The organism is Ferrigenium sp. UT5, assembly GCF_045866295.1.
Lineage (GTDB): Bacteria > Pseudomonadota > Gammaproteobacteria > Burkholderiales > Gallionellaceae > Sideroxyarcus.
In genome coordinates, this window is sequence record NZ_BAAFRY010000003.1 from 19,655 (window position 1) to 38,485 (window position 18,831).

General features: G+C 58.7%; 12 protein-coding genes and 1 pseudogene. 3 read left to right on the forward strand and 10 right to left on the reverse strand.

Annotated elements, in window-relative coordinates:
* Window positions 1–129 precede the first annotated feature (129 nt).
* Window positions 130–750, reverse strand: a pseudogene (cysC, locus tag ACKTSJ_RS01545) (adenylyl-sulfate kinase).
* Between the two features lie 54 nt (window positions 751–804).
* Complete coding sequence (locus tag ACKTSJ_RS01550) at window positions 805–3,582, reverse strand: autotransporter domain-containing protein (protein ID WP_407896705.1); 2,778 nt, start codon at window positions 3,580–3,582, stop codon at window positions 805–807.
* Window positions 3,583–3,858: 276 nt separating this feature from the next.
* Between ACKTSJ_RS01550 and ACKTSJ_RS01555 the strand changes: the two genes are divergently transcribed.
* From ACKTSJ_RS01555 to ACKTSJ_RS01565, 3 genes are read left to right on the forward strand one after another with little or no spacing between them, the layout of a single operon-like run.
* Window positions 3,859–5,628, forward strand: a complete 1,770-nt coding sequence (locus ACKTSJ_RS01555) for a tetratricopeptide repeat-containing sulfotransferase family protein (RefSeq protein ID WP_407896707.1) — start codon at window positions 3,859–3,861, stop codon at window positions 5,626–5,628.
* 7 nt (window positions 5,629–5,635) lie between these two features.
* On the forward strand, window positions 5,636–7,786 hold the full coding sequence (locus ACKTSJ_RS01560) for a tetratricopeptide repeat-containing sulfotransferase family protein (protein ID WP_407896709.1): 2,151 nt from the start codon (window positions 5,636–5,638) through the stop codon (window positions 7,784–7,786).
* A gap of 2 nt (window positions 7,787–7,788) precedes the next feature.
* Complete coding sequence (locus ACKTSJ_RS01565) at window positions 7,789–8,613, forward strand: hypothetical protein (RefSeq protein ID WP_407896711.1); 825 nt, start codon at window positions 7,789–7,791, stop codon at window positions 8,611–8,613.
* 69 nt (window positions 8,614–8,682) lie between these two features.
* On the opposite strand, the gene uvrB is transcribed toward ACKTSJ_RS01565, so the two are convergent.
* The 8 genes from uvrB to ACKTSJ_RS01605 all read right to left on the reverse strand — a co-directional run bounded on the left by uvrB (window position 8,683) and on the right by ACKTSJ_RS01605 (window position 18,784).
* Window positions 8,683–10,710 carry an excinuclease ABC subunit UvrB gene (uvrB, locus tag ACKTSJ_RS01570; RefSeq protein WP_407896713.1) on the reverse strand — a complete coding sequence of 676 codons (2,028 nt, stop codon included), beginning with the start codon at window positions 10,708–10,710 and terminating at the stop codon, window positions 8,683–8,685.
* 97 nt (window positions 10,711–10,807) lie between these two features.
* Window positions 10,808–12,088, reverse strand: coding sequence for a TRAP transporter large permease (locus ACKTSJ_RS01575; RefSeq protein ID WP_407896715.1), 1,281 nt, complete (start codon window positions 12,086–12,088; stop codon window positions 10,808–10,810).
* Window positions 12,085–12,612, reverse strand: coding sequence for a TRAP transporter small permease (locus tag ACKTSJ_RS01580; protein WP_407896717.1), 528 nt, complete (start codon window positions 12,610–12,612; stop codon window positions 12,085–12,087). The genes ACKTSJ_RS01575 and ACKTSJ_RS01580 overlap by 4 nt, the downstream gene beginning before the upstream one ends.
* Window positions 12,613–12,669: 57 nt before the next feature.
* Window positions 12,670–13,698 (reverse strand): TRAP transporter substrate-binding protein, encoded by a 1,029-nt coding sequence (locus ACKTSJ_RS01585; RefSeq protein ID WP_407896719.1) that lies wholly within the window; start codon window positions 13,696–13,698, stop codon window positions 12,670–12,672.
* Window positions 13,699–13,769: 71 nt separating this feature from the next.
* Entirely contained in the window at window positions 13,770–15,092 is a 1,323-nt protein-coding gene (gene tilS, locus ACKTSJ_RS01590; RefSeq protein WP_407896721.1) for a tRNA lysidine(34) synthetase TilS, read from the reverse strand.
* Window positions 15,093–15,126: 34 nt separating this feature from the next.
* A complete protein-coding gene (locus ACKTSJ_RS01595) occupies window positions 15,127–16,095 on the reverse strand; it encodes an acetyl-CoA carboxylase carboxyltransferase subunit alpha (protein WP_407896723.1) in 969 nt (322 codons plus the stop codon).
* 107 nt (window positions 16,096–16,202) lie between these two features.
* Window positions 16,203–17,741: a cyclic nucleotide-binding domain-containing protein gene (locus ACKTSJ_RS01600; protein ID WP_407896725.1), complete on the reverse strand. Its 1,539-nt coding sequence runs from the start codon at window positions 17,739–17,741 to the stop codon at window positions 16,203–16,205.
* 29 nt (window positions 17,742–17,770) lie between these two features.
* On the reverse strand, window positions 17,771–18,784 hold the full coding sequence (locus tag ACKTSJ_RS01605) for a hypothetical protein (RefSeq protein ID WP_407896727.1): 1,014 nt from the start codon (window positions 18,782–18,784) through the stop codon (window positions 17,771–17,773).
* Window positions 18,785–18,831: the final 47 nt, after the last annotated feature.

The following is an 18,831-nucleotide window of genomic DNA, read 5'->3' on the forward strand; positions in this document are numbered from 1 at the left end:
TTCAGGTTGCATGTTATGCCTCAAACACAAAATTTATGACAGGCTCTGCGCGACAGACGAATCGACATCGCCACACCCTACCGAGACTGATGAAACATCCGCCACTCAGCCACTCCCATGACTATCGTTTTATTTTGGTTCAACCCATCCCAAATTGAGCATTGCGCAAAGTTGCAGCAGCGCATCCTCAACAGAAACTTTGCTCGTATCAATGCGTGCGATCGGATTATCGGGTGACTCGTAAGGCGCACTGACTCCAGTGAAGTTAGTAATCTCCCCAGCGCGTGCCTTCTGGTACATCCATTTCACATCGCGTGACTCACATACCGTGATCGGGGTTGCCACATAAACCTCAAAAAACTTATCTGTGCCAATAATTTTTTGAGCCATTGCCCGATCTGAACGACGTGGAGAAATAAAGGCGGTGATTACAATGAGTCAGGCTTCGTTCATCAACTTTGCCACCTCCGCAACGCGACGGATATTTTCCGTGCGATGCTCGGCCGCGAAACTCAAATCACGGTTCAAGCCATGCCGTACATTGTCCCCATCCAACACATAACACGCCCGTCCCGCCCCGATCAAACGCCTTTCCAAGGCAAAAGCCAGGGTTGATTTTCCAGCACCGCTAAGCCCCGTGAGCCACAGCGTAACGGGTTGCTGACCAAGTAGCGCAGCACGCTCTTGAATTGATACCTGCCCCTCCTGCCAAACAAGCTGCGTTGTCATTGTTTTCACGCGATCCCCCATGTAATAAAGCCCAGCTTGGCTGGGCTCTATCCTTGAAGCCAACTCTCTAATTTTCTAAAACGACCAACGTGCTTTCACGCTCGCGGTTTGTCCCGTGTAATGACTGCGCGCTTCCACATCGTAGCGGGCGGTGAGCTCCATGCCGCTGGCGGTGTTGACGACGTAACCCAGTCCGCCACGCACCAAGGTGGATGAGGGGTTGACACCGTTGGTGGTAAAGGCGGCTCCGCCCCCCGCAAAGGACGCGGTGAGGCTGTTTTGCTTGGCATTGGCATCGTAACCCAACCCCAGGTTGGCGGTGAGCTTGGCGCGTTCATTTACGTTGTGTGCGACTTTGCCATCCACCGCGAGGATGAATTCGTCAGTGGTTTTGCCGTTGACGATGAGATTCAGTGCGCCTGCGCCCGTTTCACTGTAGCCCTTGTCGTGAAGGGTGGTGTAGTCCGCACGGAACGAAGGGGTCAGGCTGGTTTGTTCGTTCATCGCATATGTGCGCCCAACCCCCGCGCCAAGGTGGAAGCTGTTGCTGGTGTAGTGGGCGAACGCGCTACGGTTGGCGAAGGCGATGTAACGGCTGCCTTTGTTTCGGTTGTTTCCGTAATCCGCCTGCCAGTTGAATTCGCTGTCAGCTATGAGGTTTTTTGAACCATAGAGAATGAATTGGTAGCTGTCTACGTCCGCTTGTTGAACATTTGAGTTGCTGTCGACATTGCTACGGGCATAGGCAAAAGCTGCTCCGAGGCGATTGGTCGAAGAAAGGTCGCCATCCGCACCGAGCACGAGGCCGTAAGTGTTGGCTTTGTAGCCGAAGGCAGCGTTGTTATTGTTCTGGTTGGACCAAGACCCCAAGGGTTTGAACCAGAATTTGCCGTCGCTTACGTAGCCGTCGCCCGCCGAGAGTCCCAGGTTGCCTCCAGACTGTGCTTGCACCACACGATTCACGTCGTGCAGGAGGTAGGTCGCGGCTTGAGTCAAGCCTCCCGTCATCAGGGGCAGGGTTTGGCTGGATGCGTCAGAGAGTTGTTGGTTGGTGGTGAGTGCGCCGAGATTACCGATGATGGTATCCATGTCGGCGTTACCCGTGCCGCCGCCTACGAAGGCAGCCGCCAGGTTGTCGAGCACACCTGCCACACCAATGGCGGGCGTGTTGCCCGCGTTATTGACCGCAGAGAGGATTGTGCCTGCACCACCGCCTGCACCACCCCCTGCACCACCGCCACCGCCTGCGCCACCCCCTGCACTGGCAAGGACCAAGTCAATCGCAGTGCCGTTTTTAACCGCACTGAAGTTGAACAGGGCGGAGTTGTCGGTGACGACGGAAGTGCCGTCCCAAGTCAGGGTGGTGGCACTCAAGATGCCGGCCATGCTGGCGGTAGTGAAGGCGAAGTTGGGGTCGGCGACGTTGACATCAATCTTGGCGTTGGCAGGTAAGGTGGCAGTACCCGTTACCACCAGTTTGCCGTAGGTGGTGTCGTTGGTTACGTCAGTGCGCAAGGTGCCAGTCGCCGTCTGGGTGTAGCTGCCCGTGAGCGTACCCGTGCCGCCCGCCGCCACTGTCAGCACGCCGTTGTTGGTGAAGGTTGTTCCCGTTACGTTGGCCAGATTGAAGCTGTTCGCCCCCGTGGCGAAAAGAGCCGTGCCGTTGTTGGTGAAGCTGGCGACAGTGAAAGCGTCGGCAGTTTGCAGGGTGTAGGTAGCCCCCGACAAAATGGTCATGGGGGTCGCCGAGGCAAGGACTGCGCCGACAAAGTGCGCTGTATCGGCACCGCCGATGTCAATGCTGCCGATAGTCCCACTCACCACGTTGATTGCATTCTTTCCACCAGAGATGGTGCCGCTGTTGGTGAGGCTGCCGATGCTGCTGCCGCTGCTGAGAAAGATGCCGCTGAATCCCCCCGAAATCGTGCCGTTGTTGGTGAGGCTGCCGATGCTGCTGGTGCTGTTGAGAAAGATGCCGCTGAATCCCCCCGAAATCGTGCCGTTGTTGGTGAGGCTGCCGATGCTGCTGGCAGTACTGAAGGAGATGCCAGTGTTGACCCCCGAAATCGTGCCGCTGTTGGTGAGGCTGCCAGTGATACTGCCGTTGTTGATGACACGGATGCCAGTCCTGCCAGAAATCGCGCCGCTGTTGATGATGCTGCCAACGCTGCTGCTGCTGTTGAGTAGGATGCCAAAGCCAAAGCCCCCCCCCGAAATCGTGCCACTGTTGGTGAGGGTGCCGGTGATGCTGCTATTGCCGACGAGTAAGATGCCATTGTTGAACACCGCCGAAATCGTACCGCTGTTGGTGAGGCTGCCGAGGCTGCTACTGCTGGCGAGTACGATGCCATCGGTGCTCCCCAAAATCGTGCCACTGTTGGTGAGGCTGCCAGTGATGCTACTGCTGGTGAGTAAGATGCCAGCGATGCTCCCCGAAATCGTGCCGCCCGCGTTGTTGGTGAGGCTGCCGATGCTGCTGCCGCCGAATAAGATGCCATGGTTGCCGCTGGAGATCATGCCGCTGTTGGTGATGCTGGTGGCGGCAGCGCCGAACACCGTTACCGCCTGAGGGATTGCGTTGATCGAGCCGGTGTTGGTGACGGTGAGCGCGTCGCCGGTCACGAGATTGCAGGTTGAGGTTTCTGACCCCGAAATTGTAATGTTCGTGCCGGCATTAAGACAACTGGTCGCCGCCAGCGCCGGTTCCGCCGCCATCGCGGCCAGCGCAACCACCACGGCTGAAGCCACCGCCTTTACAGTGGAACACGGTTTGCCTTGGGTTTTGGCTTTTTCGTCGGTGACGATGAAGGCCTGACGTGATTCACTCCAGATGACGCGGTGGGTATGGTTCATTGATGGTTCCCTTTTAAAGATTTTTTAAAGTGATTTATATTTACTTTCGGCTGGTTGCGCCGATGTGGCCAGCCTTAAATTTTCTTGAATTTGCAGTGTGTTGCAGTGTGTTTTTTTAACGCAGGCGCAATTTTAATTGCGCGAGGGGGGTGTGTGTCAAGCGATGGGCATACCCATCGCGTTCGTGCCATGAAGCACGGCAGTTGAAGCCTGCTGACGGCGGATTGCTGATAGAATTTCCGCTCGAATTTCGAGATTTCTCAAAGAGGCCATCGCTTGGTATCCACCGCACAACCCATCCCTCCTGCCAACGCCTTGCAGTTGGCGGAACAGCATAAGGCCGCAGGCCGTCTCGGCGCAGCGGAAACCCTCCTGAAACAGCTATTGGCTACCGCGCCGAATTATCATCCCGCTTGGCACACGTTGGGGTTGATCGCTTACGAGGTGGGCAAGCTGGAACTGGCGATCAAGCTGATACAAAAAGCGATTGCGCTCTCCCCCACCCCAACCCTCCCCCGGGGGGAGAGGGGGCAACCGCCGCTTTGCGGATCTTCGTTTAATCCTGCGCTGTATCACCGCAACCTCGGCGAGATGTGCCGCCGACTGGGGCGACTGGAGGAGGCGGTCGCAGCAGGTCAGCGTGCCTGCGCACTTGCCCCCAACGATGTGGATGCGCATTACAATCTCGGCCTCGCGCTCACCGATAAATGCGAATGGGACAGTGCCATCCGTTCCTACCAGCGCGCGTTGGCGCTCAATCCGCAGCATGGGCTCGCTTGGAATAACCTGGGCGCGGCACTGGAAAAACAGGGCGACAAGCGCGCAGCGGAATTAGCCTATGCCAAGGCGGTGATCCTGAATCCTGCCCACCACGAGGCGCAGAACAATCTGGGGGCGATCTACAGTGAGCAGGGCAAACTGGACGAGGCCAGCCATTGTTTCGATGCGGCGATCGAGGCGAATCCGGATTTTTCCGAGGCGCATTTCAATCTATCCACACTCAAGACTTATCGCGCAGACGATCCGCACCTGATTTATCTGGAACGGATTCTCGATAACGCCGCTGCCATGCCCGTGGCGGCGCGCATCCGCTACTGGTTCGCGCTGGGCAAGGCGCGCGAGGATGTCGGGCGCTATGACGATGCGTTCGCCGCCTACGAAGCCGGCAACCGCCTGCAGCACGAGATCTTGCCTTGCGACGAGGCGCGTGCCGACGAGATGCTGGAACGGGTGATGACGGTGTTCGACCGCGCGTTTTTTGAGGCACGCATGCCCTCTCCCCCAGCCCCTCTCCCGCTTGCGGGCGAGGAGAGTAAAGCGCCGATCTTTATCGTTGGCATGCCGCGCTCCGGCACCACGCTGCTGGAGCAGATTTTATCCAGCCATCCGGCGGTGTATGGCGCAGGCGAGTTGACGTATCTGAACGAAGCCATCATGGACTTACCCGGCGGCTCGGGAGAACGATTCCCCGACTTCGTGCCCGGCCTGGCGGCGGAGGATTTCGCGCAACTGGGTAAGACCTATGCGGAACGGCTATGGAAACTGGCCCCCGATGCGCTGCGCATCACCGACAAGATGCCGGCCAATTTCTTCTACATCGGCATGATCCGTCTGGCGCTGCCCAACGCGAAGATCATCCACGCGATGCGCGACCCGATGGATTCGTGTTTCTCGAACTATGCGCGCCTGTTCAACGACACCATGGAGTTCACTTATGACCTCGGCACGCTGGGACGTTACTACGCACGCTACATCACGTTGATGCAGCACTGGCGTGCGGTGCTGCCACAGGGCAGCATTCTCGACTTGCGTTACGAAGATATGGTAGCTGACACCGAAGGCCAGGCGCGGCGCATCCTCGATTACGTGGATTTGCCGTGGGACGACAACTGCCTCGCTTTCCACCAGAACAAGCGGCATGTAAAAACTGCCAGTGTGGCGCAGGTGCGCAAACCCATTTATAAAACTTCGGTGGCGCGCTGGCAGCACTTTGAAAAACAGTTGCAACCGCTGCTGCGGATTGTGCAGCCTTATCGAAACCTTTGAGATGAAGATGAATAAATCCCCTTTAGATCTGCTGACGATACCCATCGTGGAGACACCTCGGCCCCCGCAACTGTCTATCGAACAGGCGATGCTGCTGGCAACGCAATCTCAATCACAAGGCAATTTGCCACAGGCCGAACTGTTGCTGCGCCAGATATTGCAGGTGCAGCCGCAACACGCTTACGCCCTGCACCTGCTGGGCATCATCGCGCACCAGGCGGGCAAGCCAGAATTGGCTCTGGAATTGATTGAACAGGCAATCTCAAGCAATGGCGATGTGGCCTTGTTTCATGCCAATGCGGGCGAGATGTATCGACAACTGGGCAAGCTCAATGAGGCGGTGGCGCACGGCGAACGCGCCGTCGTACTGGATGCGTCGTTGCCTGCGGCGCACAGCAATCTGGGCATCGCTTATTTCGACAAGAAGGATTACGAGCGCGCCGCAGCATGCCAGTGCCGCGCGCTGGCACTGGATGCGAATTTCGCGCCCGCGCTGAACAATATGGGCAGCATCTGCCGCGCTCGCAAGGATAAATCGGCCGCACTCGATTGGTATCGCAAGGCGATTGCCGCTCATCCAGATTATCTGGAATCGTTGAGTAATCTCGGCGCGGTGCTGACTGAGGAAGAGTTCGCGGACGAGGCGATTGCGCCGCTGGAGCAGGCGTTGCAAATCAATCCGAATTACGCCGAGGCCTTGTGCAATTTGGGCATGGCGCGTAACGCGCTGGAACAGCACGATGCGGCATTGCCGCTGTTGCAACGCGCGCTCCAGCTTAGGCCAAACTACGCGGAAGCGTTCGTTGGACTGGCGCAGGTGTTCCATGAAAAAGAAAACCTGGAGGAAGCGGAACGCTGCGCCCAACGCGCAGTTGATCTGGCACCAGAAAAGGCCGAGATGTGCAGCGAGCTGGCGGGCATTTATACCGAGCTGGCGCGCAGCGACGAAGCAAAAAAAATGTTTCAGCGCGCGCTGGAGATTGATGCCGAGAACAATACGGCGCTGCTCGGTCTCGGTCATCTGGAGATGGAGGGCGGCGATATGGAGCAAGCTGAAGCACTGTTCCGTCAAGCACTGGCACTCAAGGCAGATAATCTGCCCGCCCGTTTTCATCTGGCGCAGGTGAAGAAAGTGAAGGCTGGCGACGAGAATCTGGCGGCACTGGAGGTGCTGGAGAGGCTGGCACGTGAATCGGATAAACCGTTGCCGCCCAAGAAGGCAATATCGCTGCATTTCGCGCTGGGCAAGTGCTACGACGACAGCAAGCAATACGACAAGGCCTTCCCGCATTTCCTCGAAGGTTGTCGCCTGAAGCGTGCCACCTACCGCTATGATGCCGACGAGGTGGCGCGGCACTTCGATGCCACCATGCGGGTATTCAACCAGCAAACACTGGAACGTCTGCGTGGTGCGGGCGATCCTTCTACCGTGCCGATCTTTGTGCTGGGTATGCCGCGCTCGGGCACAACGCTGACCGAACAGATCATCGCCAGCCACCCCGAGGTGCATGGTGCGGGCGAGTTGCCCGACCTGCTTGCCATCGCACAGCGTCCGTTGAATGGCGCAGGCTATCCCGACAACATCCGCAGCATCGAGCGCACCCAACTTGCCGCATGGGGGGCTGATTATGTCGCCAGCCTGCGCCAGCGCGCACCAGCGGCGAGACATATCACCGACAAGATGCCGGCGAACTTCTTCGCGGTCGGGCTGATCCACCTGATGCTGCCCAACGCGAAGATCATCCACGTCAACCGCAATCCGGTGGACACCTGCCTGTCCTGTTTCACCCGGCTGTTCAACCGCAAGCAGGAGCAGACCTATGATCTGGCGGAACTGGGGCGCTACTACGTTGATTATGCGCGGCTGATGGAACACTGGCGCAAAGTGCTACCCGCCGGGTCATTCCTCGATGTGCAATACGAAGAAATCGTGGCCAACCAGGAAGCACAAGCGCGCCGCATGATCGAGTATTGCGGATTGGAATGGAACGATGCCTGTCTCGATTTCCACAAGCACAAACGCTCGATCCGCACCGCCAGCGTGACGCAGGTGCGCCAGCCGATTTACAGCTCGTCAGTGGAACGCTGGCGTTGTTACGAGAAGCATCTGGGGCCGTTACTGGAGGCACTCGGTATCGCCGCATCTGCGCGGAGTTGAGATTGAGATTCCTTACACTGCTGGTTCTGTTGTTGCTATCAGCTTGCACAGATATATCACCCAAAGTCCGCTGGCAACATGCGGCTGCGCTTGCCGCTCAGTCTGGTTGGCAAAAAATACGTATTCCCACGGATGCGTTTGTGCTGTCTGCCTACGTCCCTCAAAACGCCGTGCCGACCGATACTTTAACCGTGTACATCGAAGGCGATGGGCTGGCATGGTTAAGTCGCTCTCAAGCATCCGATGATCCGACTCCCCTCAATCCGATCGGATTGCAATTGGCCTTGCGTCAGCCACAAGGGGTTGCCGCTTATTTGGCGAGACCTTGTCAGTACGTCGAATCAAACGATACAAAAAATTGTTCTGCAACTTATTGGACGGGTGGGCGTTTCGCACCTTCGGTCATAGAGTCCAGCAGTCAGGCTGTCAGTTTTCTGAAACAACGCGTAGGTGCCAACAAGCTCGTATTGGTCGGTTATTCGGGAGGTGGGGCAGTTGCCGCATTGGTGGCAGCTCGGCGCAACGATGTTATCGAGCTGGTGACCGTGGCAGGGAATTTGGATCATCGTGAATGGACTCGAAACCATCAAGTTCCAGCACTTCAAGGCTCTTTGAATCCCGCAGACGAATGGCAATCGTTGGCAGAGATATCACAACGCCATTTCGTCGGTGAACACGATGAGGTTGTCAGTCGTTCTGTTGCCGATGCCTATAGCGCACGCTTCCCTGCGGCGCAGAAACCCAGCGTTATTACAGTGCCCAAATTCGACCATGTTTGTTGTTGGGTAGCGCAGTGGAATACGCTCTGGTCAAGTGCTAAAAAATAGGGCCATCGTGAAAGAGTGTGGGTAAATTTCATGTTTTTTAGCGTCTCGGGAGCATGGACGTGAGTATTTTCAGCCGCAGGGTGACAGGAAAACGCTCTCGCGCAGTCTTTTCAACTGGTCGCGCAGTTGCGCGGCTTTCTCGAACTCCAGGTTTTTCGCCGCCTGCAGCATTTCTTTTTCCAGTCGCGCGATCTCTTTCGAGACTTCCTTTTCGCTCATCGCCAGATATTTGGCCTGGGTCTGCGCCGCCTGCAACGACTTGCGCTCGGCATCCATGTCGTATTCGGTATCGATGATGTCCTTGATGCGCTTGACCACGGACTGCGGCGTGATGCCGTTCGCCTCGTTATAGGCAATCTGTTTTGCGCGGCGGCGGTCGGTCTCGCCGATCGCCTTCTTCATCGAATCGGTGATGCGGTCGGCATACAGAATCGCGGTGCCGTGCAGGTGGCGTGCGGCGCGGCCAATGGTCTGAATCAGCGAACGCTCGGAACGCAGGAAGCCTTCCTTGTCCGCATCCAGAATGGCGACCAATGACACCTCGGGTATGTCCAGTCCCTCGCGCAGCAGGTTGATGCCGACCAGCACGTCGAACATGCCCAGGCGCAAATCGCGGATGATTTCCACGCGCTCCACGGTTTCGATGTCCGAGTGCAGGTAGCGCACCTTGATGCCGTGCTCGGAAAAATATTCGGTGAGGTCTTCCGCCATGCGCTTGGTCAGCGTGGTGACCAGCACGCGTTCCCCCGCGTTGGTGCGCAAAGTCACTTCCGACATCAGGTCGTCCACCTGATGGGTGGCCGGACGCACCTCGATCATCGGGTCGATCAAGCCGGTCGGGCGCACCACCTGCTCCACGACTTGTCCTTGATGCTCGGCCTCGTAAGTGGATGGCGTGGCGGAGACGAAGAGGGTCTGGCGCATGATCTGTTCGAACTCGTCAAAACGCAGCGGACGATTGTCCAGCGCGGACGGCAGGCGGAAACCGTAATTGACCAGATTTTCTTTTCTCGCGCGGTCACCCTTGTACATGCCGCCGATCTGCGGGATGGTGACGTGGCTCTCGTCGATAACCATCAGCGCGTTGGGCGGCAGATAGTCCATCAGCGTCGGCGGTGCTTCACCCGCGGCGCGCCCGGAAAGGTGGCGCGAATAGTTCTCGATGCCCTTGGTGAAGCCGATCTCGGCCAGCATTTCCAGATCGTGGCGCGTGCGCTGTTCGATGCGCTGCGCCTCCACCAGCTTGTTCTCCTTCTGAAAGAACGCGATGCGCTCGGCCAGTTCCACCTTGATGGTCTCGATGGCGGCCAGCGTCGTCTCGCGCGGCGTCACGTAGTGGCTGGAGGGATACACGGTGTAGCGCGGCACGCGCGTCTGGATGTGGCCGGTGAGCGGATCGAACAGCGCCAGCGCTTCCACCTCGTCGTCGAACAACGTCACGCGCAACGCGTTCTCGCTGCTTTCCGCCGGGAAAATGTCGATCACATCGCCGCGCACCCGGAAATGGCCGCGGCTGAATTCCACATCGTTGCGCTCGTACTGCATCGCCACCAGGCGCTGAATGATGTCGCGCTGCGCCATCTTCTCGTGCTCGCGCAGGTGCAGGATCATGCCGTGGTAATCCACCGGGTCGCCGATACCGTAGATGGCCGACACCGTGGCGACGATGATGCAGTCCTGCCGTTCCAGCATGGACTTGGTGGCCGACAATCGCATCTGTTCGATCTGCTCGTTGATGCTGGAATCCTTCTCGATGTACACGTCGCGCGACGGCACATAGGCCTCGGGCTGGTAGTAGTCGTAATAGGAAACGAAATACTCGACGGCGTTGTCGGGAAAGAAATCGCGCAACTCGGAATACAACTGTGCCGCCAGCGTCTTGTTCGGCGCCATCACGATGGCCGGCCGCCCGGTGCGCGCGATCACGTTGGCGATGGTGAAGGTCTTGCCGGAGCCGGTCACGCCCAGCAGGGTCTGATAGGCGAGGCCGTCCTCGATGCCCTCCACCAGCTGCGCGATGGCCGTGGGCTGATCGCCTGCAGGGTCGAACGGCAGATACAGTTTGTAGGGGCTGTCGGGGAAGGTGATGGTGTTCATGGTCAACTGCGCATTGTACGGGCAGGAGAAGAAATACCCAACCCGTCACCCCGGCCGACGTTGCCCGAGGGCGCGCCTGTTTTCTATTGACGACACATCAATTGAACAACAGATCCGGCAGGAACAGGCTGATCTCGGGGATGTAGGTCACCAAGCCCAGAAAGGCGAGCAACACCAGCAGCCAGGGCAAGGCGGCGTGGGTGACTTCCATGATGCTCATGTGGGTGATGCCACTGGTGACGAACAGGTTCAGCCCCACCGGCGGCGTGACCATGCCGATCTCCATGTTCACCACCATGATGATGCCGAGGTGGATGGGGTCGATGCCCAATTGAGTGGCGATGGGAAAGAAGATCGGCGCCAGGATCAGTATGATGCCGGTCGGCTCCATGAAGTTGCCCGCCACCAGCAGGATGATATTGACTACCAGCAGGAACATCCACGGCGCCATGCCAAAGGCCACAATATGCTCGGCGATGGTCTGCGGGATGCGTTCGGTGGTGAGCACGTGGGCGAACAGCATGGCATTGGCGACAATGAACATCAGCATCACCGTGGTGCGGCTGGCATCCACGAACACCTTTGGCAGCTCCTTGAACTTCAGATCGCGGTAGATGAACATGGCTACGAATAGCGCATAAACAGCCGACACGGCTGCGGCTTCGGTGGGGGTAAATACGCCGCCGTAGATGCCGCCCATGATGATGACGAGCAGCGCCAGCCCCCACATCGATTCGCGAAACTTGCGCAACACCTCGCCGATGGGCGCGCGCGAGGTAGGCTCGATGTTCAACTTGCGTACTCGCCAATGCACCGCGACCATCAGCATCAGTCCCAACAACAGCCCGGGAATGACTCCCGCCATGAACATGCGCCCGACCGACACCTCGGTCACGGCGGCATACACCACCATTACGATGGAGGGCGGGATCAGAATACCCAGCGTACCGGAATTGCAAATCACGCCGGCGGCGAAGGGTTGCGGGTAACCGCTGCGCACCATGCCGGCAATGACGATGGAACCGACGGCCACCACGGTCGCAGGGCTGGAACCGGATACTGCCGCAAATAACATACAGGCGAGAATGGACGCGATGGCCAGGCCGCCGCGCAGATGGCCGACCGCCGCAATGGCAAAATCGACCATGCGCCGCGCCACGCCGCCGGTGGACATCAGCGCGCCGGCCAGAATAAAGAACGGGATCGCCAGCAAGGTGTAATGCTCGCTGGTCTCGTACAGCTTGATCGATAGCGAGGCCAGCGAATCCTGGGCAAAAAAAGCGATAGTCAGCAAACTGGACAAGCCCAAACAAATGGCGACCGGCATGCCGATCGCCATGAAGAAAAACAGACAAGAGAACAGGAACAGCGTATTCATTGTTTGCTCTCCATCGCCTTCAGTTTGAGCGCCTCTTCCACTTCATCCGCCAGATGTAGCCGATCCGATTTTCCGGTCACCAGGTTGTACAAAATCGGCAAAAAACGCAGCACCAGCAAGGCAAAGCCAATCGGCAGGATCGCGCGCACGACCCACATCGGGATTGCCATATCCTCGAGCTCGATACCCACTTTCTTCATTTTCAGCACATATTCCATCGAACCGTAAATCACCATCCCGGCATAGAGGAGGCACAACAATACGGCGACAGAGGAGACGACACGGCGGATGCCGGGCGGGAACAGCTTGACCAGTGCATCCACTCCGATATGCGCCCCGACCCGCACCCCGTAGGAAATGCCGACGAAGATCATGAACGCAAACAGGATGGTGGTCAGCTCGACCGCCCAGGTAAAGCCCGAGTTAAAGACGTAGCGCATGACCACTTGCGAAAAAGTGAGCAACGTCATCGCCGCCAGCAGAATGGCGATCAGCCATTCATCCAAGCATTTCAGATATTTCATCCATCCTCCCGAAAACGCCCCCGCGCATGATCGGGGGCGCAACACCCGAGACTCGACTTACTTCTTTTCCGAATGTTTGTGTTCTGATTTCTTGTGCTTCGCGGGTTTGTCATTGGCTGCCACCGCCGCGTCGATCAGATCTTTGCCGATATCGGCTTCAAACTTGGTCCACACCGGCTTCATGGCATCACGCCATTGCGCGCGTTCTTTTTTGGTCAGCTTGATGAGCTTGGCTTTCTTGTCGTCAATCACCTTCTGCCGGAAAGCCATGTCTTCATCCTGCGCGACCTTGTTGCCGTAAGCGATCGATTCTGTCATGGCCTCGGATAGACCTTTTTTCACATCATCCGGCAAGCCGTTCCACCATTGGTCGTTGGCGATCACCATGTAGTCGAGCACGCCATGACCACTCTCGGTGATGTATTTCTGCACTTCGTGGAATTTCTTGGTGTAGATGTTGGCCCAGGGATTTTCCGCGCCATCCACCACGCCGGACTGCAGCGCTTGATAGACTTCGGCAAACGCGATTTTTTGCGGATTGGCATCAACCGCCTTGAATTGCGCTTCCAGCACATCGGAAGCCTGGATGCGGAATTTCAACCCTTTGGCGTCTGCCGGCGTGCGCAACGGCTTGTTGGCAGAAAACTGCTTCATGCCGTTGTGAATATAGCCGAAGCCGATAATGCCCTTGTCCGCCATCGAGGTCAGCAGTTCGCGACCTTTGTCGCTGTTCTGGAAGCGACCGACCGCATCGATGTCGTCGAACAGGAAAGGCAGATCGAAGATCTGTACTTTCTTGGTGTACTTGCCAAACTTGGCGAGCGAAGGCGCCAGAATCTGCACGTCGCCCAGCAACAGCGCTTCCATTTCCTTGCCATCGCCGAACAACTGACTGTTGGGAAACACCTGCACTTCCACCTTGCCCGGCAACAGTCGTTCGGCCACTTCCTTGAACTTCAGCGCAGCTTGCCCTTTAGGGGTGGAATCGGCCACCACGTGGCTGTATTTGATAATGAGGGGACCCGCTTGCGCGGAAAGGGACAGACTGAACAACACGGCACTGAACAACACACTCAAGATTTTCATATTCTTCTCCCTGATGGTTGATGAAGGAATTTCGAACAACGACTACGGTTCGCATAATAGGCCCATTCAGCTTACGCCACCATTACAGACGGTTCGTCCTGTTCCGCCTGGAATTCTGCGGCGACCGCCACGCCCACCACACAGACCAACGCTTCGCCGCAATACAGCAGGGGCAGGCTTTCGCGCTGCCACGGCGGTACCCGATGTTCCTGCAACAGATTTTTCAGACTGCGCCGCGCCGCCCGCGGCTGAGGCCGCAAGGTCTCCCCGCCTCTGCGCAGGCGCAGGCCGACCTCGCCCCGTTCCAGGCGGGCGCGGCTGATGCCCTGCCCGACGCTCGGGGTAAAGGTGACATCCCGGCCTTGCGGTGGCCAGTACAGGCTGGACTCGCCCTGCCACACCCTTTGCAGTGCCGGGTCACAGGCCGGCAATGCGGGGCCGGCATAGACATCCCCACGATAGCGGCGCACCTGCCAATCGCCGAAATTCACGCACACTGCGGCACCCTCGCGCGCGTTGCACAGCTGGTGCAACAGATCGTCCAATTGGGTCGCTTGCGGCATCGGCGCACCCTGCTCGTGCAGAAAATGGCGCAACAGGTTTTTGGCGCGCGGCGACGTCAATGTCTGCAAAGTCGCCACATCCAGCCGGCCCGATGCCGGCGCATCCGCGCGCGCGATTTCGTCCAGCAGTTCGCTCGCTTCGGCGAAATGCTGTGCACTGCGGCCCAAGGTCCGGCGCCAGGCGGGAAAACGCTGTTCCAGCAGCGGCAGCAGACGATGGCGCAAAAAGTTGCGCGGATAGCGTTCATCCGCGTTGCTTTCATCCTCGATCCAGTGCAGTCCCTGCGCACGCGCATATTCGAGCAACTCTGCGCGGCTGCAGTCCAGCAGCGGGCGCAGCCAGACCCGTCCTTCCTGCGCTCGCGCGAACGGCATCGCTGCCGCGCCGCGCACGCCCGCGCCGCGCAACAACTGCAACACCAGGGTCTCCGCCTGGTCGTCGGCATGATGCGCCAGCGCAATGACATCGCAATCCTGCCGCGCCAACGCGGCGTGGCGCAGTTTGCGCGCCGCCGCCTCGACCCCATGCACCGCGCGCAAAGCGGTAATATCAACCTGTTCGAGGTGCAGTGGAATACGGTATTCCCGGCATAATTCCGTGCAAAACTGTGCCCATGCATCGGCGTGCGGACTGATGCCGTGATGCACATGCAATACGGAAAAGCGGAAATTCAGGTGGGGCGCAAGGGAGTGCAGCAGGTGCAACAGCACGACCGAATCCACGCCACCGCTCAAACCCAGCAGCACCCGGGCCTGCGGCGGCAACAGTGGCGCAAGGCGCGCCGCTGTCCGCTGCTTCAGGGATTCGAAAAACACAGGATGGTCGGCCACGCGCGCAAAACCGCGGGAATCTGACCGTCTGGACTTACTGGAGTTCGATTTCCTTGAACTTGCCATAGGCCATGATGCGATTGAAGCGTGTCTGCAGCAGCTCGCTCTGGGATTTCGCCTGCGCCTGCTTCAATGCTTCGGCCAGGGCTTTCTTGACGTTCTGCATGGTTGCCGCGTAATCGCGGTGCGCCCCGCCCAGCGGTTCAGTCACGATCTTGTCGATCAAACCGAGCGCCTTCAGGCGCGTGGCGGTGATGGCCAGCGTCTCCGCCGCCTCCTCCGCTTTGCTGGCGCTCTTCCACAGGATGGAAGCGCAACCTTCGGGCGAGATCACCGCGTAAGTGGCGTATTGCAGCATGAGCAAGGCATCACCGATCGCGATCGCCAGCGCACCGCCGGATCCGCCCTCGCCGATGATGGTGCAAATCATGGGAACGCGCAGCTCGGCCATCACATACAGATTCTTGCCAATCGCTTCCGACTGGCCGCGTTCTTCCGCGCCGACACCGGGATAGGCGCCCGGCGTGTCGATGAAAGTCATGATCGGGATGCCGAATTTCTCGGCCAGCCGCATCAGGCGCAACGCCTTGCGGTAGCCTTCCGGACGCGGCATGCCAAAATTGCGGTACTGGCGCTCCTTGGTGTCGCGCCCTTTTTGATGGCCGATCACCATCACGCTCTGTCCGTTGAAGCGTGCCAGCCCCCCCACAATCGCCGCGTCATCCGCATAGGCGCGGTCGCCGTGCAGCTCCTCGAAATCGGTGAACAGATGCTCGATGTAATCCAGGGTGTAGGGGCGCTGCGGGTGGCGCGACACTTGCGAGATCTGCCAGGAGGTCAGTTTGGCATAGATGTCCTTGGTCAGGGACTGGCTCTTCTTTTGCAGGCGGCTGATCTCGTCCGAGATGTCCAGTGCGGAATCGTCCTGCACATAACGCAGTTGCTCGATCTTGTTCTCGAGTTCGGCGACCTGCTGTTCAAAATCCAGAAAAGTAAGTTTCATGGTTGCTGTCTCAATATTTCAAAGGGTCAATCACAGGCCGGCATGATACAACATGCCGGGCGCAACCAGACGGGATAGGCTGGAACGCAATTCCATTGGACGGTCTCCTACTTGAGCGAGAAGAAACGGCGGATGGTCTCCAATATCTCGCTGCGACTTTTCGCAATGTCGCGGCGGTTGGCGCTGGCATCGATATCCTGCATCGCGCTATCCAGTTGCGCCGTACGCACGGCGAGGATGTGCGACAACTCCTCCGCGATGGCGGGGCGCGCCTGCAACACCTCCTCGAAAGCCTCCTTGTCCAGACGGTAACATTCGACATCAGTGCGGGCGATCACCGAGGCGCGACGCGGCGCCCCGGTCAACAGCGCCATTTCGCCGAAAAAATCTCCCTTGTGCAACACATTGACCGTGCGCTGCTCGCCGCTGCTTGAAGTAAGGAAGACTTCCGCCTCGCCCCGGATGAGGATGTACAGGCCGTGCGATTGCAGATCACCCTGGCGGGTAATCGGGTTGCCACGCGCAAATGGCGTGAAATGCAGGCGCTCTGCCAACGCCTCCAATTCATCTTCGGTCATGCTCGAGAACAGCTCTACCCGACGCAGCGTCTTCAGGCGCAACCGGATTTTGCGTTGATGCTGCGCCTCTTCGTATTTTTCGTTTTCCTTGGTCAGATGGATGCTGTGCTCTTCCAGCGCCAACTTCAATCCCGCCCGCTGCAGGGCGGCCATGATGTGCCAGCGGATTGCGCTGTCGGTGGGGTCGTCCGGCATCAGATCGGTCAGCCAGTAACGCAGGGCATAGCGGCCGTAGCCCTTGTCGTTGATGTCCATCAGCACGCAATTCGGCAATGGCGACTTGGCCACATTAAGGATATTCGTTTGCTGGAGGGCCGCTTCCACCACGCTGATCACCTTGGGCGGCGGCGTGTCCAGCCCGACGTTGAACCACACCCAGCGCCGCCACTGCACCGGCTGGTCGGTGCGCCGTCCCAGCACGACGAATTTGTTCTTCATCAGTTGCGAATTGGGAAACACCACGGTTTCCCAGTTGCGCGTCTCCACCAGCGTGGAGCGCCAGCGGATGTCCACCACTTTGCCGGCAACGTCATCCACCTTGATCCAGTCGCCCACCTCGATGGAATTGTCCAGTTGCAGGGCAAGGCCGCCGAGGATGTTTCCCAGGGTGTCCTGCATGGCGAAGGCAATCACCGCCGTGATCACTGCCGACGTGGCGAGGATGCTGCTCAAATCCAGGCCCGCATAGCGCAGGCGCACCATGAACCAGGCGATATAGGCAATGATGACGAAGATGTCTTCGGTGATGCGCGGCAAAGTCAGTTTGACCGCAGGCAGAACTTTCCTGAATATCAGCAGCCCCCACAGGCGGATCACCGCGATGCCTGCGCCGATCACGAATACTTCGCGCGTGATTTCGGCCGCACGCAACAGCTCGGAGGCATGCAGCACCCCCGCCATAAATTGTCCAAACAGGCAAACCAGATAGAAACCGATGGTGTTGAACAGGCTCTGCCGATCTTCGCACAGGAAAAAATGCAGCAGGACGAAAATCACCAACACCATCAGCAACAGCGATAGCGATTCCGTCCCCCAGAAAAAGTCCACCGCCCTGCTCCAGAAAGTCATCTTGCACCCCCTTTAAGACTGCCCTGATTCTACTCGGGATAAACCGTCAACGGCCGACGCCGGCGCCAGATTTTCCAGCAGTCCGCGCGCGTCAGCTCGAAACGATGGAGCGCCGTTTCAGTCGGCACCTCCAGGGTGAGGGTGTTCAGCCGACCCTTCCGCAGGGACTGCCACACCGGCGCCGCGATTTCATTTTCAAGTTGCTCCAGCCCCGTTCGATGGGCAAAAAGATCGCCGCGCTGCCACGCGTCCTGCAATCCCGCATCCACCCACAACCCGCGTTCGCGCGCGCTCGACAGCAGGGCGTGAAGATCCCCCGGCAACGCCACCCCGCTTGCCTGGGCGCAGCGCAGCGTGAGCGCGTCAAGTCCGCCCACCGCATCGCACGCCGGCTGGGGCACGCTTGCGCTACCTCCGCCCCAGAGCCAGAGGCTGTTGATCACGGGTTTCCCGTCTTGCTGGCGCGCCACATTGACCGGATGCTGGTGCAACAGCATTTGTATCTCGTTGCCCAGGCGCCACCAGCGCCGTGCATCATTGCCTTGCGGCATCAGCGCTTTCACATCACGCCAGGCGGCAGCACGCAAAGGCGTCATAACGGCCTCACCCGGCGTTTGCGCCTGCACATACCAGCGCTGCGGATGCGGGGCGAAAAAACGAAGTCCTTCCTGAACAAAATGCGCATTCAGCGTCGCGCACAGCGCCTGCGCTTCGGCCTCCGTACCTGCCACCTCTGGTTGCAGCATGACCTGTGAAGGTTGCATTTGCAGTTCGACCGGATCGGCACACAGCCAGTATCCTTCGCACACCGCCAGACCGTCCGCACGCGCGCGCAACGGCGCCAAGCCCTTCACCCCGAAAACATCGGACAAACGCGCTTCGAGCGCAGCCGGCGGCAAGATCGAATGCGCGCTGCGCGCCAGCAATTGCTCCCAGTGGGGCAGGCGTAATCCGGCCAACGCCGCAGAAGAGGCTTGGGCCGGCAGAAACAGGACGGGAACGATGAGATGGAGATGATTCATGCGCGGCAGTTTAGCATTCAAATCCGCGCGCCTTGTGGCACACTAGCGCCCGTCAACCCATCGAGCCA

Excerpts from the sequence above, each read along its gene's own strand:
- ACKTSJ_RS01550 (WP_407896705.1), bottom strand. The coding sequence starts at position 3,582 with ATGAACCATACCCACCGCGTCATCTGGAGTGAATCACGTCAGGCCTTC.
- ACKTSJ_RS01560 (WP_407896709.1), top strand. The coding sequence starts at position 5,636 with ATGAATAAATCCCCTTTAGATCTGCTGACGATACCCATCGTGGAGACA.
- uvrB (WP_407896713.1), bottom strand. The coding sequence starts at position 10,710 with ATGAACACCATCACCTTCCCCGACAGCCCCTACAAACTGTATCTGCCG.
- ACKTSJ_RS01575 (WP_407896715.1), bottom strand. The coding sequence starts at position 12,088 with ATGAATACGCTGTTCCTGTTCTCTTGTCTGTTTTTCTTCATGGCGATC.
- ACKTSJ_RS01580 (WP_407896717.1), bottom strand. The coding sequence starts at position 12,612 with ATGAAATATCTGAAATGCTTGGATGAATGGCTGATCGCCATTCTGCTG.
- ACKTSJ_RS01585 (WP_407896719.1), bottom strand. The coding sequence starts at position 13,698 with ATGAAAATCTTGAGTGTGTTGTTCAGTGCCGTGTTGTTCAGTCTGTCC.
- ACKTSJ_RS01595 (WP_407896723.1), bottom strand. The coding sequence starts at position 16,095 with ATGAAACTTACTTTTCTGGATTTTGAACAGCAGGTCGCCGAACTCGAG.
- ACKTSJ_RS01600 (WP_407896725.1), bottom strand. The coding sequence starts at position 17,741 with ATGACTTTCTGGAGCAGGGCGGTGGACTTTTTCTGGGGGACGGAATCG.